Annotated in this window: 19 protein-coding genes; 2 read left to right on the top strand and 17 right to left on the bottom strand. The window is 71.8% G+C overall.

Going from position 1 to position 26,345, the window contains the following annotated elements; genetic code table 11:
* Positions 1-80: 80 nt before the first annotated feature.
* The 3 genes from ACIQCJ_RS26235 to ACIQCJ_RS26225 form a co-directional block, all read right to left on the bottom strand.
* Positions 81-1,319 (bottom strand): alginate lyase family protein, encoded by a 1,239-nt coding sequence (locus ACIQCJ_RS26235; RefSeq protein WP_391051866.1) that lies wholly within the window; start codon positions 1,317-1,319, stop codon positions 81-83.
* Between the two features lie 221 nt (positions 1,320-1,540).
* Complete coding sequence (locus tag ACIQCJ_RS26230; protein WP_402712692.1) at positions 1,541-2,704, bottom strand: glycoside hydrolase family 88 protein; 1,164 nt, start codon at positions 2,702-2,704, stop codon at positions 1,541-1,543.
* 139 nt (positions 2,705-2,843) lie between these two features.
* The gene (locus tag ACIQCJ_RS26225) at positions 2,844-3,143 is read right to left on the bottom strand and encodes a hypothetical protein (RefSeq protein WP_402712691.1); all 300 of its coding nucleotides are present in this window, start codon (positions 3,141-3,143) and stop codon (positions 2,844-2,846) included.
* A gap of 392 nt (positions 3,144-3,535) precedes the next feature.
* Between ACIQCJ_RS26225 and ACIQCJ_RS26220 the strand changes: the two genes are divergently transcribed.
* Positions 3,536-3,907 carry a YciI family protein gene (locus ACIQCJ_RS26220; protein ID WP_391051873.1) on the top strand — a complete coding sequence of 124 codons (372 nt, stop codon included), beginning with the start codon at positions 3,536-3,538 and terminating at the stop codon, positions 3,905-3,907.
* On the top strand, positions 3,904-5,160 hold the full coding sequence (locus ACIQCJ_RS26215; RefSeq protein ID WP_402712690.1) for an RNA polymerase sigma factor: 1,257 nt from the start codon (positions 3,904-3,906) through the stop codon (positions 5,158-5,160). Before ACIQCJ_RS26220 ends, ACIQCJ_RS26215 begins: the two co-directional genes overlap by 4 nt.
* A gap of 49 nt (positions 5,161-5,209) precedes the next feature.
* On the opposite strand, the gene ACIQCJ_RS26210 is transcribed toward ACIQCJ_RS26215, so the two are convergent.
* From ACIQCJ_RS26210 to ACIQCJ_RS26145, 14 genes are all read right to left on the bottom strand, one after another.
* Positions 5,210-5,971, bottom strand: a complete 762-nt coding sequence (locus ACIQCJ_RS26210; RefSeq protein ID WP_402712689.1) for a MerR family transcriptional regulator — start codon at positions 5,969-5,971, stop codon at positions 5,210-5,212.
* Between the two features lie 105 nt (positions 5,972-6,076).
* Complete coding sequence (locus ACIQCJ_RS26205; RefSeq protein WP_402712688.1) at positions 6,077-9,166, bottom strand: alpha-mannosidase; 3,090 nt, start codon at positions 9,164-9,166, stop codon at positions 6,077-6,079.
* A gap of 137 nt (positions 9,167-9,303) precedes the next feature.
* The gene (locus tag ACIQCJ_RS26200; RefSeq protein ID WP_402712743.1) at positions 9,304-10,308 is read right to left on the bottom strand and encodes a LacI family DNA-binding transcriptional regulator; all 1,005 of its coding nucleotides are present in this window, start codon (positions 10,306-10,308) and stop codon (positions 9,304-9,306) included.
* 218 nt (positions 10,309-10,526) lie between these two features.
* Positions 10,527-10,808: a Gfo/Idh/MocA family oxidoreductase gene (locus ACIQCJ_RS26195; protein ID WP_402712687.1), complete on the bottom strand. Its 282-nt coding sequence runs from the start codon at positions 10,806-10,808 to the stop codon at positions 10,527-10,529.
* A gap of 47 nt (positions 10,809-10,855) precedes the next feature.
* Entirely contained in the window at positions 10,856-11,266 is a 411-nt protein-coding gene (locus ACIQCJ_RS26190; protein WP_402712742.1) for an aldo/keto reductase, read from the bottom strand.
* Between the two features lie 239 nt (positions 11,267-11,505).
* Positions 11,506-12,120, bottom strand: a complete 615-nt coding sequence (locus ACIQCJ_RS26185; RefSeq protein ID WP_391051891.1) for a TetR family transcriptional regulator — start codon at positions 12,118-12,120, stop codon at positions 11,506-11,508.
* On the bottom strand, positions 12,120-12,968 hold the full coding sequence (locus tag ACIQCJ_RS26180; RefSeq protein WP_402712741.1) for an oxidoreductase: 849 nt from the start codon (positions 12,966-12,968) through the stop codon (positions 12,120-12,122). The genes ACIQCJ_RS26185 and ACIQCJ_RS26180 overlap by 1 nt, the downstream gene beginning before the upstream one ends.
* Before the next feature lie 124 nt (positions 12,969-13,092).
* Positions 13,093-14,328, bottom strand: a complete 1,236-nt coding sequence (locus tag ACIQCJ_RS26175; RefSeq protein WP_391051894.1) for an alpha/beta fold hydrolase — start codon at positions 14,326-14,328, stop codon at positions 13,093-13,095.
* A 132-nt stretch (positions 14,329-14,460) separates the two neighbouring features.
* The gene (locus tag ACIQCJ_RS26170) at positions 14,461-16,002 is read right to left on the bottom strand and encodes a glycoside hydrolase family 88 protein (protein WP_402712686.1); all 1,542 of its coding nucleotides are present in this window, start codon (positions 16,000-16,002) and stop codon (positions 14,461-14,463) included.
* 55 nt (positions 16,003-16,057) lie between these two features.
* Entirely contained in the window at positions 16,058-18,451 is a 2,394-nt protein-coding gene (locus tag ACIQCJ_RS26165) for a polysaccharide lyase 8 family protein (RefSeq protein ID WP_402712685.1), read from the bottom strand.
* Between the two features lie 303 nt (positions 18,452-18,754).
* Positions 18,755-20,044: an SGNH/GDSL hydrolase family protein gene (locus ACIQCJ_RS26160; protein WP_402712684.1), complete on the bottom strand. Its 1,290-nt coding sequence runs from the start codon at positions 20,042-20,044 to the stop codon at positions 18,755-18,757.
* Between the two features lie 194 nt (positions 20,045-20,238).
* Complete coding sequence (gene msrA / locus ACIQCJ_RS26155; protein ID WP_355343668.1) at positions 20,239-20,751, bottom strand: peptide-methionine (S)-S-oxide reductase MsrA; 513 nt, start codon at positions 20,749-20,751, stop codon at positions 20,239-20,241.
* A 215-nt stretch (positions 20,752-20,966) separates the two neighbouring features.
* Entirely contained in the window at positions 20,967-21,776 is an 810-nt protein-coding gene (locus ACIQCJ_RS26150) for a phosphatase (RefSeq protein WP_402712683.1), read from the bottom strand.
* Positions 21,777-21,869: 93 nt separating this feature from the next.
* Positions 21,870-25,961, bottom strand: a complete 4,092-nt coding sequence (locus ACIQCJ_RS26145; protein ID WP_402712682.1) for a discoidin domain-containing protein — start codon at positions 25,959-25,961, stop codon at positions 21,870-21,872.
* Positions 25,962-26,345 lie beyond the last annotated feature (384 nt).

Genomic DNA, 26,345 nt, shown 5'->3' with positions numbered 1-26,345 from the left:
GGCTCCGCGCAGAGCGCGCGACGAGGGCCGCGCAGCCCGGTGGGGTGCGCGGCCCTCGGATGATTCGCCGTCCGCGTGGGTCAGTTGGGGTTCTCGGCGTTCGTGAGGGTCTCCCAGGCCACGAAGAGGTTGTTGGAACCGGCGGGCCGGTTGTTCTGCGTGAGGGTCTGCGTGTTGGTCATCGCGACCCCGCGCCGGGTGTGCAGCGCGTTGTAGCCGGTCTCGGTGATCGGGCCGAGGCCGCGGTTGACACTGCCGTTGCACAGCCAGCTCGGCGGCGCCGTGCCAAGTTCGTACTTGGACTGGAAGCCGAGCGCCTGCCGCAGCCGCTCGCCGATGTCCGTGCCGTACAGGTCGTCGCCCTGGATGCGGCTGGTCTCGGCGATGTGCGAGATCGCGGAGATGCCGTATCCGGTGTGCGTGAAGTCGCGGCAGGTCTCCTGGGTCAGCCCGTCGACGAAGGTGGACTGCCCCTGCCAGTAGCTGACGATCTTGGCCTTGGTGTCGAGGTTCTGGCTCGGCACCGTCTTGGGGAGCGCCCCGTCCGCGGCGATGTAGACATAGGCCGCGGCGCGGGTGCGGAACTTGGCCATCGCCTTGTCGTAGTCGGTCTTGTCGTCGAGGAAGACGGAGATGCCGACGGCGGCCTCCATCATCGACAGCTCCCAGTTGCCGTTGCTGTTCGAGCCGTTGATGATCTCGGGCAGGTAGACGTTGCGGAGCATGGTGCCGAAGCGCCCGGCGTTCGGCCAGCCGCCGGTGTAGGTCGACTTGATGATGTCGGCGGCCTTGGGCCACGACGAGCCCGCCCAGCCGGTCTGCAACGGGGCGTTGCTGTTGGTGTGCTGGGTGATCGTCGCCGACCACGCGTCCATCAGCTTGATGGACTCCTGCGCGTAGCGCGCGTCACGGGTGAAGTACCAGGCCAGGGCGTCGGTGTAGGCCGCGATCGCGTCCTCGCGCTCGTCCGTGCAGCCGTTGTTGGGGTTGGAGTAGGAGCCGCACTCGACGTTCGCGCGCGGCTTGGGCGTACGGGTCAGCGAGGCGTACGAGCTGGCCATCATCTGGTTGTACGCGCTCTTCCACGGCTCGGCGTTGGCCTGCACCTTGGCGCGGGCGAAGTCGAGTTGGGCGGCGGAGACGGTCACTCCGGGGTGGACGAAGGCGGCCGGTGCCGCGCTGGCGCGCTGGGCGCCTCCGGGCCAGGCGGAGAAACCGGTTACAAGGGCCGCGGCCGCACAGGCGGCGGTGACCAGCAGAACGGGGCGCCGTACGCGGCGGCGGTGGCGCGCGGGCGAGGGCGTGGGGGTGCCTGCCATGCGGTGACCATCCGATCTTGAGTGGGGGGCTGTTCGTGAGCGGGCGCGTTCCCGGGTGAGCGCGTTGGTGAGCGCGTGTTCCCCGGTCTGCACCGCGGCGTTCCTGAGTGTGAACCGAGCTTGCATTTCTGAACACTTGACTGACCGCAGACCATAGGTACGGACTAATGCCCCCGTCAAGCCCCTGCGCGGTGCGGGAGTTGGCCGAACCCGGCTCGCGATCAGGTGGCGAGCGCCGCGAGTTCGGTCCCGGCGAGCAGGAATCCGCCGACGCCGAAGTCGGCCGTGCTGTCGTACGTCACGGGCTGGCTGGAGTCCGGCCGGTCGCCGACCTTCTGGACGTAGCCGAGGGTGCCGTCGGGGTGAACCGCCGTGGCCAGCAGGCCGTTCCAGGCGCGCGCGGCGACCGGTAGATACGTGGCCCGGTCGACGAGTCCCGCGCGTACCGCGTACGCGGTGCCGTAGGCGAAGAAAACGGTTCCACTCGTTTCGGGGCCGGGGAAGTGCGCGGGGTCGGCGAGGTTGACGTTCCAGAAGCCGTCGGTGCGCTGCACCGCGGCGACCGCCCGTACCAACTCCTTGAGCGTGGCGCGGTATTCGGCGGTGTCGGCCTGATCGGCGGGCAGCGCCTTGAGGGTCTTGGTGTGCGCGGCGGCGACCCAGCCGTTGCCGCGCGACCACAGCACGGGCTTGCCCGAGGGCGAGAGGATGCCGCCGGGCAGGAAGTTCTTGTCGCGGTACCACAGCCCGGTGGCCGGGTCGTGGAGACCGGGGCCGCCCTCGGCCGACTTGGTGTGCCGATACAGGTCGTGCAGCTTGCGGTGGTAGTTCGCGTCACCGTGCAGCACGCCCAGGCGGGCGAAGGGCGACATCGCCATGTGCAGCGCGTCGTCCCACCACCAGTCGTCGTCCTTGCCGACCTGGTCGGTGTAGACCATGCGGTGCAGGCAGGTCTCGATCGCGGTCAGCTTCGCCGGGTCGGGTTCGATCTCGTACAGGTCCAGATACACCTGGCCCGCGCACTGGTTGTCCGCGTTGCGGGTGGCCGTGCCGCCGTTGAGGCCGTAGTTGTTCCGCTCGGCCCAGGAGCGCGCGTAGGCCAGATAGCGGGTGTCGGACGTCAGCCGGTACAGGGCGGTCAGGCCGCTGAAGAAAGTGGCGTTGGCCCACTGGTTGTTGCCGGGGTCGGCGTGGGCGCCGATCCAGTGGTCGGCGACGCGGCGCAGTGCGGTGACGACGGCCGCCCTGGAGGGCAGCACCGGGGAGGGCGGGGCGGCGGCAGAGGCCGCGGCGCGGGCGGTGGCGTGCGCGGTGGCGGGGATCGCGGTCGCGGTGGCGGTCGCGGCGAGTGCCGCACCGCCGATCAGGAAGTGGCGTCGGTCCATCGGAGTCTCCAAGTGCCGTGCGTGCTAGGTGCGCTGCGGGCATGGACGGCCGGTGGTGGCGTCGGTACGGCTCGGCTCTCGGCTCTCGATGCGGGTGACGCGCGGGTGGCGCGTACGGGACACCCACTCACCGGCGAATTCAAGGACATGAACGATGAGTGTCCTTGTGAACTCGATGGAGCTTAGATGACCGCGCCCGCCGTACGTCAACCCCGGTCGCGCTGACTCCGGTGAGGTTCACCCCGGCGGTGAAGGCCGACCTGGCCGTGCGCACCAGCTCGGCGTCCGGACCGGGCGGGAACCGGTCACTGGCGGCGGTGGCACCGGCGAGCGTACGGCCGACGGCGGCGGGCGCGCCCGACATCCGGTGCTGCAAGACGCTCGCGCCGAGGTCGGCGGTCACTCGGGGCAGCGCGAGGAACAGCGAGGTCATGTCCATCGCCACCAGCGGCGTCGGCAGGGCGAGCAGGGTCAGGCCCAGCCACTCGTGCCGCCCGCCGGTCCGCCCGGCGCGACCGTATCCCCATTGTCCGGCATGTCCGCTCCTCCGCCGTGTCGGGTCTCTTTCACGCACCGGTCGGAGCGGCGACAGGCTTCTTGAGGTCCGGCTGGAAGAATTTTTCGGAGCGGGCCGTATTGGAGCGGATCGGCACGGATCGAAACGGGCCGGAATTCGATGCGCCGCCGATGTCAAGAAGCCGTCCGCGGCTCCGACTTTGTGGTGCACGGACCCGGAAGGGGTTCGGCGTACGGCACACACGTACGACATACGCGCGGGACGTCCGAGCAGGGCATCCGCGGACGGCGTCCACGCGGGACAGAGGAGTAGCGATGAAGTTTCTGCTGATCATGCACATGAACCCGGCGGTGTGGAACGCGCTGACCGAGGAGGAGCGCAACGAGGTCATGGGCGGCCACGACGCCTTCATCAACACGGTCACCGAGTCGGGCGAGATGATCCTCACCCAGGGCCTGGCCGACATCTCGCAGAGCGCCGTCGTGCGGGTCCGCGACGGGCAGCGGGTGGTCACCGACGGGCCGTACCTGGAGACCAAGGAGTACCTCGGCGGCTTCTACCTGATCGACTGCGAGAACCGCGAGCGCGCTCTGGAGCTCGCCGCGATGATCCCCGACGCGAAGGTGGAGGGGCTGGGCATCGAGGTGCGCCAGGTGATGTTCTCCGGTGGACAATTGGAGATGTGAGCACCGACACCGTGACCGAGGACCTGCTGCGCGAGCTGACGCCGCAGGTCCTCGGTGTGCTGGTCCGCAGGCACGGCCAGTTCGAGGAGTGCGAGGACGCCGTGCAGGAGGCGGTGCTCGCCGCGGCCGTGAAGTGGCCGGCCGACGGTGTGCCGGACCATCCGCGCGGCTGGCTGATCACCGCTGCCTCCCGTCGGCTGATCGACCAGATCCGCAGCGACCACGCCCGCAAGGCGCGGGAGACGGCCGCGGCGGCCCAGTCCCCCGAGCGGGAGGCGGGCGTCAGCCCGGGTCCCGGCGAGGACGGCGCGCCGGAGGGTGACGACACCCTGATACTGCTGTTCCTGTGCTGCCACCCGGCGCTGACGCCCGGCTCGCAGACCGCCCTGACCCTGCGCGCGGTCGGCGGTCTGACCACGGCGGAGATCGCCCACGCGTTCCTGGTGCCCGAGGCCACCATGGCCGTACGGATCAGCCGGGCCAAGCAGCGGATCAAGGCGGCGGGCAGCCGCTTCACCCTGCCCGAGGCACGCGAGCGCGTGGAACGGCTGCGGGTCGTCCTGCACGTGCTGTACCTGATCTTCAACGAGGGCTACACCGCGACTTCCGGGGCCGCGCTGCACCGCGCCGACCTCGCCCGCGAGGCGATCCGGCTGACCCGTATGGTCGGTCGGCTGCTGCCCGACGACGGCGAGGTCGCCGGCCTGCTCGCCCTCATGCTCCTCACCGACGCGCGCCGCGCCGCCAGGACCGGGCCCGGCGGCGACCTGATCCCGCTGGACGAGCAGGACCGTACGCTCTGGGACGCCGACCTGATCGCCGAGGGCACCGCCTTGATCAGTACGGCCATGGCCCGCTCGGCGCTCGGGCCGTATCAGCTCCAGGCCGCCATCGCCGCGACGCACGCCGCCGCGGAGCGCACCGAGGACACCGACTGGCACCAGGTGCACACCCTGTACAAGATCCTGGAGCGGATCGCGCCCAACCCGATGGTCACCCTCAACCGCGCCGTCGCCCTCGCCGAGATCCAGGGGCCGCGGGCCGGGCTCGACCTGCTGGCCACCTTGGACGACGACGCCCGCGTCGAGGGCCACCACCGGCTCCACGTCGTCCGCGCCCATCTCCTGGAGCGCTCCGGCGACCTCCCGGCCGCCCGCGAGCACTATCTTCTGGCCGCGCGCGGCACGGCCAGCCTCACCGAGCGCCGCTTTCTGGAGTCCCGCGCGAGCCGTCTGAAGCCCGGCGCGCGCTGAGCGGGTGACAGCGGCGACGACCGCGTGCCCGACGGGCGTCAGCGGTGGGTCAGCTCAGCCGGGCGTCGGCGTAGACCGCCATCGCGTCGCGCTGGTACTCCGCCAGCCCGGCCGCGATCTTGTCGTACGCCGAACGGAAGCGCGGGTCGTCGGTGAACATCTGCCCCAGTCCCTTGTACGCGGTCGCGCTGGGGGTCCAGAATCCGCACAGCCATTGGTAGTGGGCATCCGTCTCGGCCTGCACCGCCGGGTCGGTCACTGGCGTGCCGGCCGCCATGAAATCGGCCATGCGGACCATCCGCGCCGTGATCTCGCGCTGCGTCCGCTCCTGGTCCTCGGCCGTGAGCGGGCCGGCGATCCGCCGGGACCGCTCGTACTCGCGCGGCCACCGCTCGCGCGCCTCGTCCTCGTAGCGCGAGGCGTCGAAGCCCTCGAAAAGATTCTCCGGCCTGTTGATCTCCGCCATGTCGTCCCCGTCCTTTCCTTCCTCCAACTCCGCGATGGTGCGGCCGACCGTGCGGACCAGGGTGTCGAGCCGGTTCCGCTCCGCCAGCAGACGCCGGTGGTGCTCCCGGAGCACGGCCACCCGGTCCGCCTGCCTGTCGAGGACCGCCGCGATGTCCCGCAGGCCCAGGCCCAACTCCCGCATCAGCAGGATCTGTTGCAGCCGCAGCAGATCCCGCTGCTCGTAGGAGCGGTGCCCGTTGCGGCCGGTCCCCGCAGGGGGCAGCAGACCGATCTCGTCGTAGTACCGCAGCGTCCGGGACGTCACTCCGGACAGCCGGGCCACGTCCGCGATCGACCAGGCCATCGCCCTGCCCCCCCTCGCCGGCCGGTCGTTCCGGCCACATGGACGACCGTAGAAGTTGACGCCGCGTAAAGCGCAAGCCGACAGCGGGCGGTGCCGACGCCGGGCTCAGTGCTCGGCCAGGGGCGGCGCGGTGTCCGTCGAGGGGGTCAGGCGCAGCGTGACGATCTCGAACGGTCGCAGGCGCAGGTCCACGGCGCCGTCGCGGATCTCGGCGGGCGGCTGGTCGGTCCGGGGGCGTTCCAGCAGGTCGCAGGGGGTGGCGGTGTGGAGGGCGAAGCCGGGGGTGAGGGTGGTGCGGGTCCGGGCGCCGTTGGCTTCGTAGAGACGTACGACGATGTCGCCGCTCGCGTCGTCGGCGAGCTTCACAGCGCTGACGACGACGCCCTCGTGGCCGACCGTCGCCAGCGGTTCGACCGCGGCGACGCCCGGCACGCGGCGCTCGGGCAGGTGGATGGCGTACCCCTCGCGGACGGCGTCGCCGATGGACGCGCCGGGAAGCAGGGCGTAGCGGAAGCGGTGCACGCCCTGGTCCGTCCGCGGGTCGGGGAAGCGGGGCGCGCGCAGCAGGGACAGGCGCACGGTGACGGCGGCGCCGGGGGCGCTGCCGCTTGTGGAGCGGGTGACGTCGTGGCCGTAGGTGGAGTCGGTGACCAGGGCCACGCCCCAGCCGGGCTCCGCGAGGTGCAGGAATCGGTGGTTGCACGCCTCGAAACGGGCGGCGTCCCAACTGGTGTTGGTGTGGGTGGGCCGGTAGACGTGGCCGAACTGGGTCTCGGCCGCGTAGCGGTCGGCGTGGACGTCCAGCGGGAAGGCCACCTTCAGGAACTTCTCCGTCTCGCGCCAGTCGACCTCGGTGGAGACGTCCAGGCGCTTGTGCCCGGCGGTCAGGGTGAGGTCCTGCACGGAGCGCGAGTGGCCGAACGAGCGCTCGACCCGGACGGTGACGGCGTGGGCCGTCGCGGCGGTCACCTCGACGCGGTCGGCGGCGGTCAGGTCGGTGACGGTGTTGCGGTAGTACGCGTCCACATCCCAGGCGTCCCACATGGTGGGGAAGTCGGGGTGGAGTTGGAGCAGGTTGGCCGGGCGTCCCTCGGCGAGGGTCTCGCGGTCCGCGGCGAGGTCGTGGACCGACACCACCAGGCCGCGGTCGTCGATCTCGACCCGCAGCAGGCCGTTGTCCAGTACGTGGCCGCCGCCGGGGCGGGCCGAAGTAGTGACCGTCCCGTCGACGCCGGTGTCGGCGACGGGCGCGGCGCCCCCTGCCGGGACACCGCCGCGGGCGTGCGGGGCCGCGTTGAAGACCAGGGCCCCCTCCCCCTCCTCGCCCCCCTCCCGCGACGGCGCACCGGCCAGGGCGAGTTGGGCGGCGTCGATGATCGACCGCAGCTCCACCGCGAGGGCGGCGTACGTCGCCTCGGCCTCGCGGTGCACCCACGCGATGGACGAGCCGGGCAGGATGTCGTGGAACTGGTGCAGCAGCACCGTCTTCCAGATCCGGTCCAACTCCTCGTACGGGTAGGGCAGTCCGGCCCGTACGGCGGCGGTCGCGGACCACAGCTCCGCCTCGCGCAGCAAGTGCTCGCTGCGGCGGTTGCCCTGCTTGGTGCCCGCCTGGCTGGTCAGCGTGCCGCGGTGCAGTTCGAGGTACAACTCCCCGACCCAGACGGGCGGTTCGGGGTACTCGGCGCGGGCCTTGGCGAAGAACTCCGCCGGGGACTCCCACTCCACCCGGGCCGAACCCTCCAGGTCGCGCAGCCGGGCGGCCTTGGCGATCATCTCGCGGGTCGTGCCACCGCCGCCGTCGCCCAGCCCGGTCGGCGCCAGCGACCGCCCGGCCATGCCCTTCTCCCTGAAGTTGCGTGCGGCGTGGGCGACTTCGCGGCCTTCCAGGCCCGCGTTGTAGGTGTCCATCGGCGGGAAGTGCGTGAAGACCCGGCTGCCGTCGATGCCCTCCCAGGCGAAGGTGTGGTGCGGGAAGGAGTTGGTGCGGCTCCAGGAGATCTTCTGGGTCAGCAGCGAACTCGACCCGGACGCCCGGATGATCTGCGGCAGCCCGGCCGCGAAGCCGAAGGTGTCCGGCAGCCACACCTCGTCGCTCTCGATGCCGAACTCGTCCAGGAAGAACCTCTTGCCGTGCACGAACTGACGGGCCATCGCCTCGGAGCCGGGCATGTTCGTGTCCGACTCGACCCACATTCCGCCGGTGGGCACGAACCGCCCGTCGGCGACGGCCTGTCGGACCCGGGCGTAGACCTCGGGGCGGTGCTCCTTGATCCAGGCGTACTGCTGCGCCTGGGACATGGTGTAGACGAAGTCGGGCTCGTCCTCGATCAGGGCCGTCATGTTCGCGGTGGTCCGGGCCACCTTGCGGACGGTCTCGCGCAGCGGCCACAGCCACGCGGAGTCGATGTGCGCGTGGCCCACCGCGCTGATCCGGTGGGCCGACGCGTGCGCGGGCGCGGCCAGCACGTCGGCCAGCAGGGCTCGGGCCGCCTCGGCGGTGCCGCCGACGTCCTGGAGGTCGATCGCGTCGAGCGCCCGTTCCACCGCGCGCAGGATGTCCCAGCGGCGGGCCGAGCCGGCGGGCAGCTCCGGCATCAGCTCGCCCAGCACTTCGAGGTCCTGCACGAGCTCCCAGACCGTGCGGTCCAGCACGGCCAGGTCCATCGGGCCCAGGACGTACTGCGGCGCGCGGCCCGCCGTCGCCTTGTCGCCCAAGGCGGTCGGGCGGAAGGGCGGGTTGTCCAGCACGATCGGGTTGGAGGCGGCCTCGACGTGCAGCAGGATCCGCTCGCCGCCGGTGACGGGGTCGCCGACGCGCACCCACTGATTGCGCGGGTTGAGGCCCTTCACCGGGGTGCCGTCCGGCCGGTAGACGAGGCCCTCGCACTGGAAGCCGGGGGTGTCCCGCTCGAAGCCGAGGTCCAGCAGCGCCTCGACGGTGCGGCCCGCCCACTCCTCGGGCACGGTACCGCTGACGGTGAGCCAGCTCGTTCCCCACGGCGGACCCCACGGCTCGCCGGGCGCGATCGGCCTGCGGGCCGCGGCGATGCCTTCGGCCACCGGGACCGGCTCGTCGGGCGCGTCCCAGATGCCGACGGTCAGCGGCACCCGCTCCCCGTACACCGCGGGGCGGACGCGCTCGTTGAGGACGCGTTCCAGGCGGGACTCGATGAGGCTGCGGTCGTCGTGCATGTACGGGCTCCGGGGTGTGGTGGGCGGCCGGGTCGAGTGGCTGACGGGCGTAGCGCGGTGGAGGCGGGGCTCGGGGACCGCGAGGCTCCGGACGGGCAACGCGCCTGCTTCCGGGGCGCGTTGCCCGTGGCCCGCGGCTAGGACACGTCCCGCGCCGGGCCGCGGTCCTCCCCGTGGGCGATGATCGTGGTGCGCACCACGACCCGGCGCGGCGGCAGCGCTCCGGCGCCCTGGCGGGCCAGGCGCTCGCCGAGCAACTGGGCGGCGCGGCGCCCGATCTCGTCGGGGTCGTAGTCCACCACCAGGACCGGCACGCTGAGCACGTCGGCGAAGTCGAAGCCGTCGAACCCCGCGAGCGTCGCGCCGACGCCGTGGTGCCGCAACGCCCGGTAGGCGCCCTGGGTGTTGTGGTTGTTGGCGCAGAACAGCGCGGTGGGCGGCTCGGGCAGCGCGAGCAATTCGGCGGCAGCCGCCTCGGCGGAGGCGAGATCCTCCCGGCCGCGCTTGACCAGGGCGTCGTCGGGGTCGATGCCCGCCTTGTGGAGGGCCGCGCTGTAGCCGCGGTAGCGCTCGGAACCGGTGTACACCGACGGCGGGTTGCCGAGGAAGCCGATCCTGCGGTGTCCTGCCGCCAGCAGTCGGCTGGTCGCCGCGTACGCGCCGCCGAAGTCGTCGACCAGGACGCTGTCCGCCTCGAATCCGGCCGGGGGCCGGGCGACGGTGACCACGGGCGGGGAGGTGGGCAACTCCTCGGCCAGATACGCCTGGTCGGCCCCCGCCGGGACGAGGATCACGCCGTCGACCCGGCGCGCGGAGAAGTCCCGGACGGCGTCGCGCTCGCGGCCCGCGTCACCGGCCGTGTTGGTGATCATCACCCGCAGTCCCTCCTCGGCGACCGCGGCCTCGATGCCGAGCGCGAGCCGGGCGCAGAAGGGGTTGGCGAGGTACGTGACGATCAGGCCGATGGTGCCGGTGCCCTGTCCGTGCCGGAAGTTGCGGGCCAGAGCGTTGGGCCGGTGACCGAGTTGCCGTACCGCGGCCTCGACGCGTGCGCGTCTGTCCGCCGACACCCCGGTGTCGCCGCGCAGGACGCGGGACACGGTCATCGCGCTGGCCTCGGCGAGGGTGGCGACCTGTTTCATGGTCGGTGGTGCGGTGGTGAGCGGCGCGCCGGCCACGGTGGTCTCCCTCTCGGCTCGTTGACTAGAGAATAGAGGCATCGTTGTCTTCCGGAACCTCGGCCGCGTATCGCGCCGCGCCGATCAGCCCGGCTTCGGCCGGCCGGGCCGCGGGCAGCCGCGGCGGGAGGCCGGCGGACAGCCCCCCGCAAGTGCCGGACCGATCAGGTCCCAGGAGCCGGTCATCGAACCGCCCACCACGAGCGCGGAGGCGCCGAAGCGGGGGCGAGGAAGTCGCCGTCCCGGCGCCGGTTCTGGAAGACCGACCGGGCGCGGTTCGCGGCGTCGGCGGCGGCCAGCTCCTGCGCGTCACGGGCGGTGAGCGCGAGCGGCTTGTCCACGACCACGTGCAGACCCGCCTTCAGAGCGCGCCCGGCCAGTTCGACGTGCGTCTGGTGGGGCGTGGCCACGACCGCGAGGTCGTAGCCGTCGGCCGCCGCGAACGCCGTGTCGGCGTCGGCCACCACGCGGGCGTCCGGGTGGTCGGGCCGCGGCGGCGGCGCGGGCCGGATCAGAGGTGACGATCGCCCGGACCGTGTAGTGCGGATTCGTGGCGAGCAAAGGGCCGTGGAACACGCGGCCCGCCAGGCCGTAGCCGAACAGCAGGACGCGCAGGGGGTCGGACATGGGGCTCCTCATCGGACTCCGAGGACTTCGAGGGCTTCGAGGGCTTCGAGATGACGGCGCGTCGGCCCCAGGCGGGCAGGTGTGCGGGATCGACGCGCGCGGCGATGGCGTCCACGTCGTCCCAGAGCGCGTCGGGCACCTCGGTCGCGTCGAGCGCGAGGGTCTGCTCGATCCGTTCGGGCCGCGAGGTGCCGATGACGGTGCTGGCGATCCGCGGGTCGCGCGTGGAGAAACGCACCGCCGCCGCGGCGAGCGGCACGCCGTGGTCGCGGCACGCCTCTTCGATCGCGCCGATGGCGGCGAGCAGTTCGGCCTCTCACGGTAGGGGCACCACCGCGAGCCGCCGATGCCGGTCGGCAGGATCTGGCCGCCGGACACGGGGGCGTTGACGACCCCGGCGTTCATCGACACCGCCAGGTCGATGAGCGGACCGGCGGAACGGTTGACCAGGGTCCAGCGGTTGGGGGTGAGCAGGACGTCGAAGTGTCCGGTGCGCACATGCCGTTCGATCGTCGGGAGGTCGCCGCGGACGGCTCACGCGGTCAGGCCGGCGGTGATCAGCCAGATGTGTTCGCAGGTCGCGGACGCCTCGCGCAGCTTTTCCGGGGACTCCCGCGAGGCGTGGTAGAAGGTCCGCTCGATCATCCAGCACAGGGCGCGGGCCAGGGCGGAGGACTGGTGGGGCGCGGTGCCCGGTGCGATTCCGGCGCGTTCCAGGACGGCGGTGATGGCCGTGATGAAGAGGTCGGCCGTGTGGTTCCACAGCTCGCCGATCTCGGGCACGGTCAGGGACAGGTCGATCGCGGTGCGCATGACCAGGCCGTGCGCGTTCCACAGCTCGACCGTGCGCCGCATGGCCGCCGCGACGGCCTGGCGCGGTTCGTCGGCCTGGGCGGTGGTCCTGGACCGCTCCCAAAGGTGCTCGACCGTTCTGGCCACGAGCGCGGTGACCACCTCCTGCTTGGAGCCGAAATAGAAGTACAGCGCGGCGCGGGTGATGCCCGCGCCCTGGGCGATGTCGGCGACCGTCATGGCCTCGTGGCCCTTGGTCGCCAGCAGTGCCTCGCAGGTGTCGAGGATGGCGCGCTCCCGGACATCGCCCTTGCGTTCGGCGGTCCGGCGGCCTCGGGCGGGTTCGTGGCCTGGCATCAGAGCTGAGCGCCCTCGGCGAAGTCGGTCGTACGCGACAGCGTCTCCCATGCGCGGATGTCCTCGTCGACGGCCGTGCGCGCGGCGGCGACCAGGCGCAGCGCGTCCGAGCCCAGGACGAGGTGGGCGGGCGGCCGGTCGACCGACGTGATGTGCACGACCGCCTCTCCGGCCTTGGCCGGGTTGCCTAGTTGGTTCCCGCTGGCCTTCCGCCGCGCTTCGCGGATGGGGGTGAACAGCTCGTCGTAGTCGTCGACGGACTGCTCGGCGCGCGTCATGGACCGTCCGGCCCAGTCGGTGCGGAAGGAGCCGGGCTCGATCGCCGTCACATGGATCCCGAACTGTGCGACCTCCTTGCCCAGCGCTTCGAGGATGCCTTCCAGGGCGAATTTGCTGCCGCAGTAGGCGGACATGCCGGGCACGGCCATGAGCCCGCCCATGGAGGTGACGGCCATCAGGTGTCCGCGGCGACGGCGCCGCATGGGGGGCAGCGCGGCCCGCAAGGTGGCCACGGCTCCGAACACGTTGACCTCGAACTGCCGCCGCACCTCGGCCAGCGGCGTCTCCTCGAAGGTGCCCTCCAGGCCGTAGCCGGCGTTCGCGACGACGACGTCCAGCGGGCCGACGCTCCGCTCGACCTCGGCGACCACGGCCGTGACGGCGTCGCCGTCGGTCACGTCCAGGACGCGGCCGTGCGCGCGCCCGGATTCCAGCTCCTCGAAGGCCCGCAGGTCCTTCTCCGAGCGGACGGTGCCGACGACGGTGTGCCCGGCTGTCAGCGCGGCCCGGGCGAAAGCGCGCCCGAGGCCCGTGCTGACGCCCGTGATGAGCCAGTTCCGCGTCTCCATGTGCTCCTCCTCGGCGGTCACGCGGGGAGTCGACGTCCTCCCACATCGAAAAGTCTACACCATGTCGATTTTTATCACCGCTGTGTCAATTCTGCCGTCCGGGGAGGGAGCGACCTTCCGGCGCTCAGGGCCTGCGCGTGCGGAAGGTGCCGCGGAGGTCGGTGACCCAGGCGTCGGGGTTCTCCCAGGGAATGAAGTGGCCGCCGTGGTCGTGGGCGTTCACGTTGACGTGGTGGAACCAGCGGGACTGCGGCCCCGTCTTGAACGCCTGGACGCGGTCGGCGGCGGAGTGAACGCCGGGCGGGTTCTCGTACGTGACGAAGGTGAGGCCGACCGGGGCCTCGACGGCCGGGGTGCGGTCGTGGGCGGGGGTCCAGGGGTAGCGGTTGGCGTTGGCGTAGTACCGCATCGACGTGGCGATGGAGTTGTTGACCCAGTAGATCGTGGCGTGGGTGAGCAGGTCGTCCTTGGTGAAGACGGATTCGAGGTCGCCGCCGTTGTCGCTCCAGGCGTTCCAGCGTTCGAGCAGCCAGGCGAGCAGTCCCGCGGGTGAGTCGCTCAGCCCGTGGGCCAGGGTGGCGCCGTCGAGCATGTGCGCCACCAGGTGGGTCGCCGAGCGGCGGTCCTGTTCGATGATGCGGGCGCGGATGTCGGCGGGCTGGTCGTCGGTGAGGGGCCGGTTCCGGGCGAAGTCCCAGGCGCGGGGGCCGGTGAAGAAGTCGAGGGGCAGCCCCGAGCCGATGTGGATGCCGTACAACTCGTCGGCGTACTTGTGGCCGAGCTGGCTGGTGACGATCCCGCCGATGTCGCAGCCCCCGGCGGCGTACTTCTCGTATCCCAGGGTCCGGGTCATCAGGGTGTGCCAGAGGTCGGAGACCTTCCAGAAGTTGACGTCGGGGAAGCCGGTGAGCGGACCGGGGAAACCGAAGCCGGGCAGGGACGGCACGATCACGTCGAAGGCGTCGGCGGGGTCGCCGCCGAAGGCGGCCGGGTCGGCGAGCGGGTCGATCACCTTCGACCAGTGCCAGAACGTCCACGGCCAGCCGTGGGTGAGGATCAGCGGGATCGGGCGGGGGCCGCGCCCCGGCTTGCGAAGGAAGTGCACGGGGACACCGGCGACCTCCACCTGGTAGTGCTCGTAGGCGTTGATGGCGCGCTCGGCCGCCCGCCAGTCATAGCCGTCCTTCCAGTAGGCGACCAACTCCCGCAGATAGCTGGCCGGGACGCCGTACGACCAGTCCTCGTTCCCCTCGTCCAGCGGCGGACGGGTCAGTTCGAGACGGGTGCGCAGGTCGTCGAGGACGCGGTCGGCCACATGGATCGCGGTGGGCTCCAGCGCGATGGGGTGCGCGGTGGTCATGGCGTCGTTCCTTCACCGGGTCGAGGAAAGCTGTGCCGTCGGCCTGTCGGGCCGACGGTCGTAGCGTTCCAGAACCGGGAACGGCGCTCCACCGCCACTCCCCCGCCGCGGATCTGCTCGCAGGAGCCGGGTTCAGCCGTTGACCTGCTCGAAGAAGTAGAGGAAGGCGCCCAGCCCGTGGAAGTCGTTCGTGGCCCGGGACCGGGCGGTGTAATACGCGTAGTCCCCGACATTGGTGCCGACCGAGATCGAGGTCAGATACGTCAGACCGTCGCTGTGCAGGGAGATCCGGTCCAATGCGCCGCGCTTTCCGGCGTCCACCGTGGCCTGGTACGCGGCGGCGGGGACGTATCCGCGCTTGATCGCCGCGTCGGCGGTCAGGGTGAACATCGCCGAGCACGACGTCTCGGTCCAGTTCCCCGCGCTGCTCCCCTTGTCCACGACCTGGAACCACCGCCCGCTGGCCGGGTCCTGGTAGGCGGCGATGCCGCGCACCAGGTCGCGTACGGTCGCGGTCAACTGGGCGCGCAGCGGGTGGTCGGCCGGGATCAGGTCGAGGATCTCGGTGGCGGCGACGCCGTACCAGCCGACGGCGCGGCACCAGTATTCGGAGGACAGGCCGCTGGTCGGGTCGGACCAGGTCGCCGCCTTGGACGCGTCATAGGCGTGCTTCAGCAGCCCGTTCGCCTGTTGCAGATGGCCGGCGTAGACCACGAGTTGCTTGGCCGCGATGTCGTAGGACTGCGCGCTGTCGCCGATGTACCTGCCGTACTGCGCCATGAAGGGGTCGGCCATGAAGGTGCCGTCGGACCAGAGCTGGTTGGCCCGGTCGGCGCTGTTGGCGTGCCAGAAGCCGCCGTCGCTCGTGGTCGGGTACCCGGCGCCGGGCAGCAGCCGGTCGTGGATCTGCTTGGCGGCCAGGCCGTACTTGGCCTCACCGGTCTCGCGGTACAGGGCGATCATCACCTGACCCGGCATCATGCTGTCCAGGCTGTTGAAGGTGATGCCGATGTGCCCCGAGGCGTCCACGAAGCGGTCGGCCCATGCCTTGATGTACGCGATCAGGGCCGCCCGGCGCGCGGGGTCCGCGGTGTGCCGGGCGACCTGGTACTGCCCCATCAGGTAGAGCGCGACCGGGTAGCTCCAGCCGCCGACGGTCGCGGGGGTGTAGCGCCGCATGGTGGAGTCGACCAGTGCGTCGGCCCAGTCCGTGCCTCCCGGGTCGGAGACGGTCAGCGAGTCGAGGTTGGGCAGGCCGCCCGCCGTGGCGCCGGTCACGCGGATCGCGTTGGTTCCCGCCCGCAGCGTCACCGGTATCCGGGTGACGGCCCAGGTGTTCCAGTCCGCGGTCGCGGCGAAGGCCGGTGCGGAGATCACCGCGCCGTTGACGCTGACGGTGCCGGCGCGTCCCTCCCCCGTCCCGTTCGCGTGGCGCAGGGCCAGCGCGAAGCCGCCCGCGGCCGGTGCGCTCACGCTGAACTCGACGTACGCGCCTGCCTCGTTGGCGGTGTTGACGAAGCCGGTCCCGGTGTATCCCAGGTGGTCGCGGTCCACCGTCCCGTGGAAGACGGTGGCGTTCTCCGCCTCGTAGAGCGATGACGCCGCGTGCGCCGAGCCCGACGTCACGCCGTAGCTCGCGACGAGCATGCCGATCACCACTGCTAAAGCCCTCATGCGCATGTGCGACTTCCTTATCTCGCGGGCCGACGGGGTGCCGGGCCGACGGCTGTCAGACGGTGAAGCGTGCGACGAAGGTCTTTCCGGCCGCTCCCGCGACCGCTACCGAGAGGCGGAGGTCGGGCGCTGTGGCGAGGACCGTCACCCCGGGGTCGACGGAGCTGGCGGCCGAGACGGCGCCGTCGACGGTGACGACGACCGACCCGGTGAGCTGCTGGGTCGGGTCGCTCACGGCCACGCTGAGCGTTCCGTTCGTGCGGTGCGTGACGACCGAGGCGGTCCTGTCGACCTGGATTCCGGCGGCCTTGGGCGCTCCGGCCTGCCAGACGTTGGCCATGGCCACGCCGGAGCCGGAGCGGCTGACGGCCTGCACCGCGGCGGTGTTCGAGGCGACGGTCACGTCGTTCGACGCGGCGAACGCCGAGGTCTGGGCCGAGGTGGCGGCGGGCAGTTGGATGTAGCGGTAGCTGCCCGCGGTCGGGCTCACGCCGTGGTCGACCCACATGGTGACGAACCTGCGGGTGTACGCGGCGGTGTCGTCGTAGACGCCGCGGTGGTCCATGTCGGTCCACTTGCCGGTGCGGTCCTGGCGCAGGAGGGTGACGTGGCCGCCGACCGGGAAGACATAGCCGCCGAGGTTGTCCACGAAGATCGACCGCGGCTGGACCACCGTCGGCGTGTTGCTCGGCGTGGACAGGACAACGTTGCCATCGACGTGGATGTTCGCCTGCCCGTTGGGGCCGGTGTTGCGGTTCTCGATGACCGACTCGATCGTATGGCCGTCGTCGCTGGTGATCCCGGCGCCCAGGCAGATGACGACGTCGTCGACGCAGAACCACGACTTGTGGCCCTTGAGGGTCTGGACGGCGAACGACAGCCCCATACCGGCCGCCACGTTCCCGTCCAGCAGCGCGCCGCCCGCCCAGGTGTTGGTCGAGCCGCGGTTCGCGCCGAGCGCGAGGGTCTTGGTGTCGAGCGTGACCCCGGGCAGCCGGTACTTGTCCGCGGCCGGCCAGTACCCGTTCACCCAGTGACCGGGCTGCGTGGGCAGATACAGGTACGTGGCGCCCTCGCCGGTGTACCAGCCCTGGAGGTTCTCGTTGTTCGCGGACTCGTACGGCTTGATCCGCGTGCTGTCCATCGCGATGCCGAAGGCGAACGTGGGCCGCCGGTGCACGATCCGCGCCATCGAGGTCGACACGACGGAGGTGGTGGACTCCGCCGCCGCCGGGATGGCGCTGTCGGCGACGACGGCGCGGCCGAGCGCGATGGACGAGATCCGCACCTGTTCGAGGGGCGCCGCGTCGAAGGCGAAGAAGTCCTGGTAGGTGTCCGCGCCGATCCAGCCCTTGGCCTGCGACCGGACGGTGAGCGCCTGGTCGGCCGGGAAGACGCGGGCGAGTTGGAGCAGGGTGGCGGTGGTGAGGCGGCCGATACGGTGGTCGGTCTCGTAGAAGCGGGAGAGCGCGCGTCCGCGCACCATGTCCATGAACGCCCCGCGGTAGATCCACGGCCGGTAGTTCGCCTGCGTCCAGGTGTAGACGCGCTGCACCTGGTCCGTTGTCGCCGCCCACGGGGTGCCCTGCACGGTGACCAGCAGGTAGGTCAGGTACTGGAGCAGCGACACCCCGTAGGAGCCGTTGTAGGCGTAGACCGCGTGCTGGATGAAGCCGCCGTCGGGGTAGAAGCCGTCGCCGCTGGTGCTGTACGGGAAGAGGTGCGCGATCGCCGCCATGGCGCTGTCGATGACGGCCGCGTCCTGGCTCAGCGCGCCGCGCACGGTCGCGATGGCGCAGTTCCAGTTGAGGTTGGCGCCGGTGGCCGTCCCGCCGTTGACCTTGGTCGGGTCGGGCGCGTAGCGGGTGATCGCGGCCATCGCGGTGGAGATCTGGCTCGCCGAGAGGTGGTCGTACAGGGCGACGCAGGTGTCGTTGAGGGCCAGCGGTATGCCGATCTCGAAGTCCCACCAGTTGTCGTACCGCGCGGTGACGCCGTACTTGTGGGCGAGGAACCAGTCGAGCGCGGAGGTGAGGTCCGCCAGGAGCGTCGCGTTGCCCGCCAGCGACGAGCCCGGCGAGGCGTAGGCGAGGGCGAGTTGGCGCAGCCGTCCGATCACGTCGCGCTGGACGGCCGAGACGGTGGAGCTGTTCAGGTCCGCCCACAGGTAGGTGCGGGAGTTGGCGGTGTTCAGCGTCGACCACAGGCCGTTCGCCGTGTCGGCCATCGCCTGCGCGTAGGCGGAGATCACCTGGTCGGAGGCGTCGTAGCTGCCGATCAGCGTGGTGCCCCACTGGGTGCGGACCGTCGCGAAGTCCGAGGCCGTCGCCGCGGCGGCGCGGCTGGGCGCGGCGCCTGCGGTGCCGAGGAACCACGCGGGGGCCAGCGCGGCGCCGGCCAGCAGGGCGGAGCGACGGGTGAGGCCGCGGGACGAGTGGTCAACGGACATGGAGCACCCTCACGGTTGGGGGGGAGGACATCGGCCACGGGAGCGGCGCGGCCGATCGGGAGACGCTCGGCGCCGTGAGGGATCGTGGCTTCCGGATTCCTGGAAGTCAAGGGATAATACGTATTAGTACGGGGCTCCACGCCGACCGCCGCGCGTCCGACGGCCGGTCAGCGACCCGTCCAGGAGGGCTTGGTGGCGTGCCCGGGGCGGCCGTGCCGGAGTGCCGGGCACGGGTCGCTCAGGGCCGAGGCCGGGGACGTCCTGCCGCCGCGCGCCGTGGCCGCCGAGCCGTACGGGGACGGCTCAGCGGAACAGGTCGAGCGGAACGGCGGCGGCCATCGCGGTGTGGCCCGCGTCGTTCGGGTGCAGGCCGTCGCCGCTGCTGTACGCGGCGGCCAGCTTGTCCGGGTCGGCCGGGTCGGCGGTGACGCGGGCGAAGTCGATCACGGCGTCGTACACACCGCTGGTGCGGATCCAGTCGTTGACGGCGTTCCGCTTCTCGCCGTTGGCCTGGCTCCAGAAGCCGAAGGTGTCGTCCTTGAAGGGCATGATCGTGCCGCCGATGGCGATCAGGCCCGCGGCGTGCGCGCGCGCCGCCAACTGCCCGTGCCCGGCGATCAGTTGCTCGGCCGCCACCGTCTCGGACAGCGGCGCCACGGTGCCCGGGTGGCCGAGGTCGTTCACGCCGATCAGGGTGATGACGTACGCCGCCGCGGGCTGGGCGAGCACGTCGCGGTCGAAGCGGCGCAGGGCGCTCGGTCCGAAGTTGAGCGCGTACGCCTCGGCCGGGTCGCCCGCGGGCGGATTGGGGTCGTGCAGCAGGCGGTTGCCGGAGATGCCCGCGTTCACCACCGCGCGGTCGGCGGCCGGGCGGGACGACCGCAGCCGCGCGGCGAGCTGGTCAGGCCAGCGCAGATCGGCGCCGACGGTGCTCTTGCCGCCGTCGGTGATCGAGTCCCCGAGCGCGACGATCGCGGACGTCTGCCGTCCGGCCCGGACGCTGACACCGGAGACGAGATACACCGCCTGCGGCTCGGCGGTCGGCGTGACCGCCGTCGCGCCGGTGACGTTGCCTGCGGCCACGGCGTTCTTCTGGAGGGCGTACGCGTGCAGGCTGGTGGCGGCCGTACGCTCCGGCAGGTAGAGGCTCACGACCAGGTCGGCGCCGCCGGGCAGGGCCAGGTCGACGGGATCGCTGACGGCCGGGGCCCCGGCCGGGATCAGGACGGAACCGCTGCCGCCGAACGTCACCCGGCGGTCGGTGGCCGGGACGATCGCCGTGCCCTGCGTTCCCGCGCGGCGGGCGACCCGTACCTCGCCGATGGACGCGGCGCTCTCACCGAATTCGTTCGTCAGCCGTAACCGGAGCGCGGAGCCGCCGAGGCTCAGACGCAGCACATGGCGGACCGTCTGGTTCTCCAGGTGGACGACGGCGGCCGTCGGCGCGGCGTTCGGGGACCCGGCCCAACTGCCGACCCACTCGGCCTCCGGGCCACCGGGGCGCGCGTGTGCGGGCTCCGCGGAGGCCAGGGATCCGGCGCCGGCCGCCGCCGCGGAGGCGGCGCCCGCGAGCAGCAGAGCCCTTCGCCCCACGGCGCGCCTCGGCGTCCCGCCCGACGGTGAACCCGACATCTGGCCTCCCCGGATATCAGTCGCCGCGCGCACTGTATGCGCCACGGTCCGACGCTATCAATGGGGCGTCGGACGGCCGGCGGGGAAAGGCCGGATGCCGTAACCAGCGGTGCCGGGCGTGCCGGGCGTGCTGAGTTTGCTGGGCGTGCCGGGCGTCAGTCCTTGGTACGGGCGGGCAGGCGCCAGCCGGGGCGTACGTAGTGGCAGGTGTAGCCGTCGGGGTAGCGCTCCAGGTAGTCCTGGTGCTCGGGCTCGGCCTCCCAGAAGGTACCGGCGGGCGACACCTCGGTGACGACCTTGCCGGGCCACAGGCCGGAGGCGTCGACGTCGGCGATCGTGTCCTCGGCGACGCGCTTTTGCTCGTCGTCCTCGTAGAAGATGGCCGACCGGTAGCTGAGGCCCATGTCGTTGCCCTGGCGGTTCTTCGTGCTCGGGTCGTGGATCTGGAAGAAGAACTCCAGCAGCGCCCGGTAGTCGGTCCGCTCCGGGTCGTAGGTGATCTCGATCGACTCGGCGTGGGTGCCGTGGTTGCGGTACGTGGGGTTCGGCACGTCGCCGCCCGCGTATCCGACCCGGGTGTCCGTCACGCCGGGCAGGCGTCGGATCAGGTCCTGCATGCCCCAGAAGCATCCGCCGGCGAGGACGGCCTTCTGTGTCTGAGCGGTCATCTCAGTCCTCCTCGTGTTCCATGGCGGTAACACACGGCGGACGCCCCGTGTTCCGGGGCGTCCGCGGCGGTCTCTGCGGTGCTTCGGGCACCCACGGGAAGCCTACTGGCCGTGGGCGGCCGGTGGGTCCCGCCGGGGCGACGCGGCTGCGTCCCGCGGGGTCGTACGGGACGGGGCGCGGTCGTACCGGCGCGTCGTACGGGCTCGCGCGGGTCTCAGGCGGTGAGCCCGGCCTCCGACAGCAGATAGGCGGTCATCGGCTCGTACGCCTGCGGGTCCACCACGTGGTCGTCGAGCGGGACGGTCACCGCGATGGTGCCCTCCGCCTCGCCGAGGAAGAGCGCCGGATCGTTGCAGTCGGCGAAGGCGACGGTCCTGATCCCGCGCTGGCCCGCGCGGCCCGCCCAGCCGTGGTCGGCCACCACCAGGTCGGGCAGCGGCTCGCCCGCGGCGGTCAGCGCGTCGAGAATGGCCGACATCGGCTGCGGCGCGTGGGTGTGCCACAGGGTGGCACCGTCCTCCAGCACGGCGACGCTGCCGAACTGACGGACGTCGCCGTAGGAGTCGTCGTCGCCCTCGGTGGTGGACAGGCCCTTGGGAATGGCGACGACGGTGGCCCCGGCCGCGCGCAGCGCCCGCGCGATGGCCTGGTGCACATCGAGCAGCCCGCCCGGGTGCCCGGTGGCGACCAGCACCCGCCACCGCTGCCGGGCCGCCTCCCGCAGGACGGCCGCCATCCGGTCGAGCCCTTCCACGGTGAGCCGCGCGTCGATGGTGTCCTGACCTTGGAGGTGCCCGGGGTCGGCCACCACGCCGACGCGCTCGGCCATCACGGCCAGCACCGTCTCCTCGGTCCACCGCTCCCCCAGCTCCAGTCCCAGCCAGAAGCGCCGGTTCCCCTTCACCAGCTCGCTGTAGTGGCGCAGATTCCCCTGCCGCGGGGTGGCGACGTCCCCGGCGATGCGGGTCCGGCGCAGATGGTCGATCAGCTCGTCACGCGAAAAACGTATGTCCACCGAATCCATGCCCCCATTCTCCGTGTCCCCCGCCGTCCGCCGACGGCGGGGGTAGGACTGACCTGCGGATTCCCCCGCCGCCGCCCGCCTCACGTCCCGAGGTCAGGGGCGGGTGAGGGTGGTGGGGGTGGTGTAGGACTCGGCGCGCAGGGCGGGGCGGGAGGAGGGGAGGGCGGCGGCGGGGAAGGTCAGGGTGAGGGTGCGGGACTCGCCGGGCAGCAGCCAGAGGTAGTTGTCGCTGTAGAGGGTGGGCAGGACACGCTCGCCGGTGTGGTCGTCGAGGAGCGACAGCCGGACCATGGCGGCGACGGCGGAGCCGCGGTTGCGGACGGTGGCGGTGAGGTTGCGGCGGGCGCCGGAGTGGGTGAGGCGGCCGAGGTCGGTGGACAGGCGGGTCTGCTTGGCCTTGTTCAGGGCCCGCATGTCCTTGGTGTCGCGGTAGCGCCAGTACGTGTTCTCGGACAGCACGCGGCCGAGCGGGTCCTCCAGGCGGAGCCGGAGCAGGTGGAAGGACGGCAGGGTGTCCATCCGGTCGGCGGTGAAGGCGGTGACCGACGACGACGGGGCGATGTTGACCAACTTGCGCTGTTCCGGGACGAGCCGGCGGCCGTCGAGGTCGTAGTAGTTGGCCGTCACCCGGGCGCCGGTGACCGTGTGCGGGGTGTGGTTGACGGCGATGACCTGCCACTTGTCGGGGTCGGCCTGGACGTGCAGCGCCTCGCACGCCTTGCGGGCCCCGTAATAGGTGCCGTTGACGTCGAAGTCGTAGTCGTAGGTCTGCCACACCGTGCTGTGCCACGCCGGGTGGGACATCCACAGCATCAGGCCGCTGGCGTCCTTCCACAGGTTGGCGTTCCACGCCTCGAACATGGCGCGGGTGTTCTCGTAGTTGACGAACTGCGCCTTGCGCGCGAAGTCGTCGAGGCCGGTGGCGGTGTCGAGGCGGGCCTCGATGGCGGCCTGGTAGTTCTGCGGCGCCTGATTCCCGCGTGTGCTCCAGTCGTGGTAGTACCAGGCCGCGCCGACCGGCCACTCCGGCTCGTCGCCGACGAGATTGCGCATGCTGGCGGCCGTGGACACCACCGGCATGCCGATCTCGGTGTGGAAGCCGAAGCTGCCGCTGCCGTACGTGGACGGCGCGTAGTAACGGGCGGGCTCCACCCATCCGTAGGGGCCGCCGCCGGTGATGATGCCGCCCGCGGAGTTGTTCTGGTACATCACGCCGGGCGCCTCGGAGGTGACGGCGTCGCGCATGCCGGTGTCGATCGCGGCGGGCGGATTGCCCTCGTTGGCCCCGCACCACACGACGACGCTGGGGTGGACGCGGTAGCGCCGTACGGTGTCGCGCGCCAGGTCGTTGTACGCCTGGTGGTCCGGCGGGTCCATGCCCCACGCGTTGGGGAAGTCGTTCCACACCAGCAGGCCGTGCTCGTCGCAACTGGCGAAGAACTCCTCGCGGTTGCTGCTGGCCACCCAGTTGCGGATCATCGTGAAGTTCATGTCGCGGTGCATCCGCACGGCGGCGTCCATCCGCGCGGCGGGCATCCGGCGCAGCAGTTCGTCCCAGCCCCAGTTGCCGCCGCGGCAGAAGACCCGGACGCCGTTGACGCTGATCTTCAGCGGTTCGGGCGTGTTGTCGACGGACTTCACGTCCGTCCAGGTCTTCGCGTCGGCGGACACCTGGATCGTGTACGTCTTCGGGTATGCCGCTTCCCACACGATGACGACGCGGTCGAAGCTCTGGGCCGAGCCGAGGTCGACCTGGATCCACTGGTTGTCCAGATACTCCGACGACCAGCGGGAGTTCGGGTCGCCGTCGGTGGCGTGGGACGCCGGGCTGCCGGAGTCCTCGGAGGAGGCGCTCGCGGTCTTGTGGAGCGCGAGGTCGGTGCCGGGCCTGGCGCTGTCGACCACGGAGAGCGTCCACAGCGAGTTGCCCCAACTGGTCGCGCGGGCACCGCCGTTGATCCGAACGTAGCGGGCGGTCACCGCGCTGAAGTCCTCGGTCTGGAGGCTGGCGTCGCCGCCGTTGAAGGGCAGCGGGACCGCCGAGTTGTCGACGGACTTCGCGTCGGTCCAGGCCGAGCCGTCGGCCGAGACCTGGACGACGTACGTGCGCGCGTACGCCTGTTCCCACGTCAGGTCGACGCGGTCGAAGGCGACTTGGGCGCCGAGGTCGACCTGGACCCACTGGTCGTCCTCGAAGGACGAGGACCAGCGGGTGCCCTGGTCGCCGTCGGTGACATTGCCCGGCTGGTGGTCGTCCTCGTCGACCGACGAGGCGGTGGCCGTCTTGCGCAGCGCGAGGTCGGTGCCGGGCGCGGCGCTGTTGACCACCGACAGGCTCCACAGCGACGAGCCCCAGGCGGTGGCGCGGGTCAGGCAGCGCACCCGTACGTACCGCGCGGTCCGCGCCCCGAGGTCGACGGACTGGGTGTACGCGTCGCCGCCGGCGGTGAAGGGCAGCGGCACGGCGAATTCGTAGCCGAACTGCCGGATGCCGAACCGGGTGGTGCGCCGGTCGCTGGTGCGGCCGTCGACGGTCGCGGTCAGCGTCAGGTCGTGCAGGGCGGCCTCGCCGTAACCGTTGGGCCACCACAGCTTGGGGTTGCGCAGCCGCAGTTTGCCGTACACGGACGGGGTGAAGGTGACGTCCTTGCCGCCGCCCGCGGGCACGGTGACCGTCTGGGTCACCTTGACGTCGTCGAAGGCGGCCGTGACGGTGACGCGCCGCTCGGTGGTGTCGGCGTTGCGCACGGGGACGACGATCGTCACCTCCGCGCTGCGGGTGTCGGGCAGGTCGGGCAGAACGGTGTCGACGCGGGGGTCGCCGATGACGGCGTGGCCGGTGGAGCGCAGCCGTACGTGGTTCCAGATCCCGGAGACGCGGTCGCGTACGGCGGGCATCCAGTCCCAGCCGGAAGAGGCCAGGTAGGTGGGCGAGTTGCGGTTCATCATGGTGGCGCCCGCGTCCACGAAGGCCAGTCCGGCCGCCCCCTTGTCGCCGGGGCTGCCGGGGAACGGCATCGGGGTGATCTTCACGGCGAGGGCCTGTTCGCCGCGGGCGGTGAGCAGCGCCGTCACGTCGTGGGCGGAGCGGGCGAAGGGGTAGGTCAGGCCGCCGACCCGCTTGCCGTTCAGCCAGATGTCCGCGGTGTGGTTGACGCCGTCGAACTCCAGCCAGATGTGGCGGCCCGAGCCGGTCGTCAGGTTACGGGGCAGCTCGAAGCCGCGCCGGTACCACCACGAGTGGCGGGACAGCGCCTCGGGGATGTGCAGGTTGTTCAGGCCGGACACGGGGTCGGGCAGATGGCCCTGTTCGACCAGTGAGGCCAGGACCGTGCCGGGCACGGTCGCGGGCAGCCAGCGGCTGGTGTCCACCGACGGGCGGGACAGGTCGGCGCCCTCGCCGCCCGCCCAGTCGTCCATGGTCAGCGTCCAGCCGGACTCCAGCGGCACGGTGCCGTCGGCGGCGGTCTTCAGCGCGGGGGCGTGGTGGTGATGGGTGCCCCAGTCGGTCCAGCCGGTGGCGGCGGGGCGGTGGGCGCGCGAAGTGCCGTACACCGCGAAGCCGTTGAGGCCCAGCGGGTTGGCGTTGGAGCGCTTGCGCACGGTCAGCCGCACCCAGCGCGCGGTGACCTTGCGGTCCAGCGCGATGTCCACGACGCCGCCGGTGCCCGAGGTGGTCCGGTACACGGTGGTCCAGGCGTGCTGGTCGCGCGAGGTCTCGACGACGAAGTCCACCGCGCAGCTCGACAGGATCTCCTGCCCTGTGGTGCTGTCGCGCGGATTGCCGCTGTCGGAGGGGGTGAAGACCGGGTCGTTGACCGTGGCCTCGAAGGTCAGTTTCACGGAGTCGACCTCGCAGTCCGCCTGGAGGTCGACACAGATCCACTGTGGGTCGCCCGCCGCGGCCCGCCAGCCGGTGCCGCGTACGCCGACGGTGCCGATTCCGTCGACCGCGAATTCGCCGGGCGTGGGCGCGTAGTCCGTGGACGACACGGTGATCGGGCGGTAGGCGGCGAGTTCGGCCCGCGCGGCGGCGGCCCCCGACGGCGCCGCGGGCCCGGCGGCGGGGGCCGGGGTGGAAGCGGAGGCAGCCGTGGGAAAGGCGGTGCCCAGGCCGAAGCCCGCCAGGAGGGTGGAGCCGGTGGCGACGATCCTTCGCCGGGAAAGGTGCGGCTGATCCGACATGTCCAAAAAGTCCAATCCCACGTGAGCCGACGGAACGATCGGCCCGGCTCTCAACTCGGATGACAACGTTGCCATAGGCTGTAATCCCTACTGGCTTCTGTCAAGACCTGCCGCGATGTCCGAATCTCCGACACGGGCGGAAAAGGGGGTGAGAGGCGAGCGAGGGACCGCTGTCGAGCGATGCCGACACGCGACGTGAGCTGGGCTTTCCGCCCCCGGAGGGGCCGCGCCGCACGCGCGTACCGGCCGCCCGCGAACGGCACGCCTTCGTGCAGATTCGCGGGGGCCGCCGCCCCTCCCCCGCGGGGGGGGGGGGGGGGGGGGGGGGCCGCGCGCGCCCCCCCCCCCCCGCGGCGGCGGGGGGGGGGGGGCACGGGGCCCGGG

The organism is Streptomyces sp. NPDC093221, assembly GCF_044753885.1.
GTDB lineage: Bacteria > Actinomycetota > Actinomycetes > Streptomycetales > Streptomycetaceae > Actinacidiphila.
The sequence above is the reverse complement of the archived record's forward strand: the minus strand, read 5'-3'. Positions and strand labels throughout refer to the sequence as shown.

Coding starts and splice junctions, on each gene's coding strand:
- ACIQCJ_RS26235 (WP_391051866.1), bottom strand. CDS start 1,319: ATGGCAGGCACCCCCACGCCCTCGCCCGCGCGCCACCGCCGCCGCGTA.
- ACIQCJ_RS26230 (WP_402712692.1), bottom strand. CDS start 2,704: ATGGACCGACGCCACTTCCTGATCGGCGGTGCGGCACTCGCCGCGACC.
- ACIQCJ_RS26225 (WP_402712691.1), bottom strand. CDS start 3,143: ATGGACATGACCTCGCTGTTCCTCGCGCTGCCCCGAGTGACCGCCGAC.
- ACIQCJ_RS26220 (WP_391051873.1), top strand. CDS start 3,536: ATGAAGTTTCTGCTGATCATGCACATGAACCCGGCGGTGTGGAACGCG.
- ACIQCJ_RS26210 (WP_402712689.1), bottom strand. CDS start 5,971: ATGGCCTGGTCGATCGCGGACGTGGCCCGGCTGTCCGGAGTGACGTCC.
- ACIQCJ_RS26205 (WP_402712688.1), bottom strand. CDS start 9,166: ATGCACGACGACCGCAGCCTCATCGAGTCCCGCCTGGAACGCGTCCTC.
- ACIQCJ_RS26200 (WP_402712743.1), bottom strand. CDS start 10,308: ATGAAACAGGTCGCCACCCTCGCCGAGGCCAGCGCGATGACCGTGTCC.
- ACIQCJ_RS26185 (WP_391051891.1), bottom strand. CDS start 12,120: ATGCCAGGCCACGAACCCGCCCGAGGCCGCCGGACCGCCGAACGCAAG.
- ACIQCJ_RS26180 (WP_402712741.1), bottom strand. CDS start 12,968: ATGGAGACGCGGAACTGGCTCATCACGGGCGTCAGCACGGGCCTCGGG.
- ACIQCJ_RS26175 (WP_391051894.1), bottom strand. CDS start 14,328: ATGACCACCGCGCACCCCATCGCGCTGGAGCCCACCGCGATCCATGTG.
- ACIQCJ_RS26170 (WP_402712686.1), bottom strand. CDS start 16,002: ATGAGGGCTTTAGCAGTGGTGATCGGCATGCTCGTCGCGAGCTACGGC.
- ACIQCJ_RS26165 (WP_402712685.1), bottom strand. CDS start 18,451: ATGTCCGTTGACCACTCGTCCCGCGGCCTCACCCGTCGCTCCGCCCTG.
- msrA (WP_355343668.1), bottom strand. CDS start 20,751: ATGACCGCTCAGACACAGAAGGCCGTCCTCGCCGGCGGATGCTTCTGG.
- ACIQCJ_RS26150 (WP_402712683.1), bottom strand. CDS start 21,776: ATGGATTCGGTGGACATACGTTTTTCGCGTGACGAGCTGATCGACCAT.
- ACIQCJ_RS26145 (WP_402712682.1), bottom strand. CDS start 25,961: ATGTCGGATCAGCCGCACCTTTCCCGGCGAAGGATCGTCGCCACCGGC.